Source organism: Serratia sp. A07, from assembly GCF_058725505.1.
In genome coordinates this window covers 1-3,232 of record NZ_JBZXDO010000106.1, presented here as the reverse complement: position 1 = coordinate 3,232, position 3,232 = coordinate 1, and the positions used below count along the sequence as shown (strand labels likewise).

Below are 3,232 nucleotides of genomic sequence, written 5' to 3'. Positions count from 1 at the left end.
CCGGCGTTGCTGGAAAGTGCACTTCGCCAAAAAGACCCGCGGCGCCTGGCGCAGCGTGAAATACCTTGGCCGTTATCTGAAGCGCCCACCGGTGGCCGCTTCTCAGCTGCGCCACTATCGCGGTGGTGCCGTGGTGCCGTGGTGCATCAGTATTACGATCACCGAACGCAGCAGCACAAACGCCAGAAAATCAGCCAGGAGGAGATGCTGCGGCGTTACGTCAGCCATATTCCGGCGCGGCATTTTAAAATGGTGCGGTACTACGGTTTTCTGGCCAACCGCAAGCGAGGCTCGTTGCTGCCGAAGGTCTACAATGCGCTGGAAATGACGGTACGGGAAAAACCGAAGCGGCCCGGATTCGCGGTGCTGATGAAAGGCTTCCTTGGCACCGATCCGTACCAGTGTATCCTGTGCAAAGGCCGGTTGCGTTTTGCAGGCGCTATGGCGGGTGAACACGCTACAAAAATGCTCTCTGACAGGCTGCATCGGATGGCGAAAAAACGATGGCTTCAGGCACCGGTTCTGGATAGGTGCGCCTGAAAAATGGGTTTTAGAGTAAAAACACAGCAAAACCGGTATTTTCACGCATAACCTATCGCGATACCGCACCACCAGAAGGAGTTGCGCGCTACGGTTGATGGTTAGGGATCCCCAAAAAATGCTTTTGAGATTCCTAACCATCAAGTGCGAATGCCAGGCTGGTTGATTTTCAGGCAACGCTACCACTGGCACAGGTCTGGGGTGGTGGCGAAGTGGCCTCTGCAGACGGAATGCGCTTTGTTACGCCGGTCAGAACAATCAATGCCGGGCCGAACCGCAAATACTTTGGCAATAACAGGGGGATCACCTGGTACAATTTTATGTCCGATCAGTATTCCGGCTTTCATGGCATTGTTATACCGGGGACTCTTAGAGACTCAATCTTTGTGCTGGAAGGCCTTCTGGAACAGGAAACCGGGCTAAATCCCACAGAAATTATGACCGATACCGCCGGTGCCAGCGACCTTGTCTTTGGTCTTTTCTGGCTGCTGGGATACCAGTTTTCCCCGCGCCTGGCTGATGCCGGTGCTTCGGTTTTCTGGCGTATGGACAATGACGCCGATTATGGGGTGCTGAATGATATTGCCAGAGGGCAGTCAGCCCCCCAAAAAATAGTCCTTCAGTGGGACGAAATGATCCGGGGGTAGAGTCTTAGGGAGTGGTGTAAATTCGGAAGGATGGTGAGAGCCATCGGCTTATCCGGTAAGGTAATGGTTGTGAAGACAATTATCTTAAAAGGAGTCAACCGATGGCTGACAGCAGCATGACATTCAGCAACACCCTGATGCAACTCGGCGGTGAGGACTTTCTGCGTGAATTCACCGAATTTATGCTCAACCGCATCATGGAAGCCGATGTCACACAGCGTATTAACGCAGAGCCTCATGAGCGCTGTGATGAGCGCGAGACTTACCGCAATGGATATCGTGACCGCCAGTACAACACCCGCCTCGGTACGCTCGACCTGCGTATCCCGAAGCTGCGTGAAGGCTCGTACTTCCCGTCCTTCCTCGAAGCCCGCAGGCTGTCTGAGAAAGCGCTGAATGCCGTTATCCAGGAAGCGTGGATAAACGGCGTCTCCACCCGCAAGGTTGACGCGCTGGTTCAGTCGATGGGGATGACCGGCATCTCACGCAGCCAGGTGTCCTCCATCTGCCGCGGTATCGATGAGCGGGTGCAGGCGTTCCTGCACCGTCCGCTGGAAGGAGAATGGCCTTACCTGTGGCTGGACGCGACCTACGTGAAGGTGCGTAAGAATGGCCGGGTGGTCAGCGTGGCGGTAATAATCGCCTGCGCGGTTAACCTGGACGGACGCCGGGAGATTATCGGGATGGGCATCGGCGAGTCAGAAGCGAAAGCGTTCTGGCTGGCCTTCCTGCTGAGCCTGAAAGAGCGCGGGCTGGAGGGCGTGAAGCTGGTTATCTCCGACTCGCACAGCGGTCTTAAAGCGGCGATACAGCAGGTGTTCTCTGCCAGCTGGCAGCGCTGCCGGGTTCACTTCATGCGTAACGTCATGGGGCGTGTCAGCAGAGCCAGCCTGTCGGTTGTCCGCGCCGCGCTGCAACAGGTGTTCGTGCAGACGGAGGAACAAAACGCTCATGCCACCTGGCGTGAGGTTGCAGCCCAACTGGAAAAGAGCTTCCCGGCGGTCACGGAGATGATGGACGAGGCGGAAGCGGACGTGCTGGCGTACTTCGGGTTCCCGAAATCACACCGGGTGAAAATCCACTCAACGAACACGCTGGAGCGTCTGAACAAAGAAGTAAAACGTCGTGCCGACGTGGTAGGTATCTTCCCCAACGAAGAGAGCATAACCCGGCTTCTGGGTGCGGTGCTGACAGAGCAGAACGAGGAATGGCTGTTGCAGAACCGCTACCTGCCGCAGCACAGCATGGCGGAGATAGAGCAGACCGCTGAAAACGAAGTGACCGAGGCGCTGCCACTCAGCGCTTAACAGACACATTACCGGACCGGAAGGCTGGATCTGAATTTACACCACCTTGACGGACTCGACCTGATCCGGGCTGCAGGCTCCCTGAAGTTGGGAAAGGTACAGGCTTCGGTGCTGGTTCGCTCGTTATTGAAGAGTGAACGCCCTTCCGGACTGACTCAGGCAATCATTGAAGTGGGGCGCATCAACAAAACGCTGTATCTGCTTAATTATATTGATGATGAAGATTACCGTCGGCGCATTCTGACCCAACTAAACCGGGGAGAAAGTCGCCATGCCGTTGCCAGAGCTATCTGTCACGGTCAGAAAGGTGAGATAAGAAAGCGATATACCGATGGTCAGGAAGATCAACTGGGTGCACTGGGGCTGGTAACTAACGCCGTCGTGTTATGGAACACTATTTATATGCAGGCAGCCCTGGATCATCTCCGGTCACAGGGGGAAACCCTGAATGATGAAGATATTGCACGACTCTCACCGCTTTGCCACGGGCATATCAATATGCTCGGCCATTATTCCTTCACACTGGCAGAACTGGTGACAAAAGGACATCTGCGGCCATTAAAAGAGGCTTCAGAGGAAGAAAACATTGCTTAACGTGAGTTTTCGTTCCACTGAGCGTCTGACCCCTATAAAGGAAGAAAACCCACCGCTCAGGCGAAAGCGCAGCAGGTGATTGAATTGACGCTGGCCGGACTCACCCGCGAAGCGGTTGCCGACCAACTGGGCATTGGCAGAGCC

Annotated in this window: 1 protein-coding gene and 4 pseudogenes; all 5 read left to right on the top strand. The window is 55.2% G+C overall.

Annotated features, from left to right (window positions below):
- Positions 1–540 (top strand): annotated as a pseudogene (locus AC4PR2_RS28130) (transposase); the annotation flags it as partial.
- A 143-nt stretch (positions 541–683) separates the two neighbouring features.
- Positions 684–1,181 (top strand): annotated as a pseudogene (locus AC4PR2_RS28125) (Tn3 family transposase); the annotation flags it as partial.
- A 107-nt stretch (positions 1,182–1,288) separates the two neighbouring features.
- Positions 1,289–2,494: an IS256 family transposase gene (locus AC4PR2_RS28120; protein WP_492175943.1), complete on the top strand. Its 1,206-nt coding sequence runs from the start codon at positions 1,289–1,291 to the stop codon at positions 2,492–2,494.
- A gap of 63 nt (positions 2,495–2,557) precedes the next feature.
- Positions 2,558–3,088 (top strand): annotated as a pseudogene (locus AC4PR2_RS28115) (Tn3 family transposase); the annotation flags it as partial.
- A 51-nt stretch (positions 3,089–3,139) separates the two neighbouring features.
- Positions 3,140–3,232: pseudogene (locus tag AC4PR2_RS28110) on the top strand (recombinase family protein); the annotation flags it as partial.

Excerpts from the sequence above, each read along its gene's own strand:
- AC4PR2_RS28120 (WP_492175943.1), top strand. The coding sequence starts at position 1,289 with ATGGCTGACAGCAGCATGACATTCAGCAACACCCTGATGCAACTCGGC.